This is a genomic window from Shewanella hanedai, assembly GCF_007197645.1.
GTDB lineage: Bacteria > Pseudomonadota > Gammaproteobacteria > Enterobacterales > Shewanellaceae > Shewanella > Shewanella hanedai.
Genome location: NZ_VKGK01000085.1, coordinates 1 through 1055 on the forward strand (window position 1 = coordinate 1; position 1055 = coordinate 1055).

Annotated in this window: 1 protein-coding gene; it reads left to right on the forward strand. The window is 42.8% G+C overall.

Going from position 1 to position 1055, the window contains the following annotated elements:
• On the forward strand, nt 1–1055 hold a 1055-nt coding region (locus FN961_RS25690; protein WP_144042976.1), incomplete at both ends, for an IS4 family transposase.

Below are 1055 nucleotides of genomic sequence, written 5' to 3' on the forward strand. Positions count from 1 at the left end.
GCGTATTCTTTGACTGAAACTGTAACGCTTAGAAAACGTAAATTAACATTAGAGTCAATGGCTTGGCTTCTCATTGGAATGGCTATCTATAACGATAAGTCCATGGCTCATATCATTAATATGCTCGACATCGTCGATAGAGAAGGCAGGCCATTTGTAGCGCCTAGTGCATTAACTCAACGACGCAAAGCTCTAGGTGAAGCAGCAATGAAGGCGCTATTTGAGTGCACTCAAGCTCACTGGAATCGTGAAGCACTACACCCAACTTGGAATGGACTCATGTTGCTAGGAGTCGATGGTGTAGTGTGGCGAACGGAAGATACACCTGATAATGCAGAAGCATTTACCAAGCCAAAAGACACTCAATATCCTCAAGTGCGAATGGTCTGCCAAATGGAACTGAGTAGTCACCTTATTACGGCCAGTGCTTTTGATGATTATGCCGTTAACGAGATGATGTTGGCTGAAAAACTTATTGATTCGACACCAGACAATAGCCTGACATTGTTCGATCGAGGCTTTTATTCACTCGGGCTGCTTTATCAGTGGCAAACCACAGGTATTGAGCGACACTGGTTGCTCCCCTTAAAGAAAAATGTTCAATACGAGGTGATCCGCAGTTTGGGACGTAACGATAAAATCGTCCAATTAAAATCTAACCCACATGCCAGAAAACGATGGCCTGATTTACCAAATGAGTTGGAAGTACGGTTAATAAGTCGAAAAATTAATGGTAAAGAATACTCGGTTTTGACGTCAATGACAGATCCCATGCGCTATCCCGTTACAGACATCGCTGACTTATATACACATAGATGGGAAATAGAATTGGGTTATCGTGAGCAAAAACAATACATGCTAGGCAATCGATTAACGTTGAGAAGTCGGCTACCGGAGCTTGTTAAGCAGGAATTGTGGGGGATCTTACTCACCTATAATTTAGTACGCTATCAGATGGTGAGGATGTGCCATCAACTCAAAGGTGACTATCTTCCTTACCAATTGAGTTTTAATGGTTCTTTGGCTCACATTTTGAGGCTGTTAGTGGGGTTGCC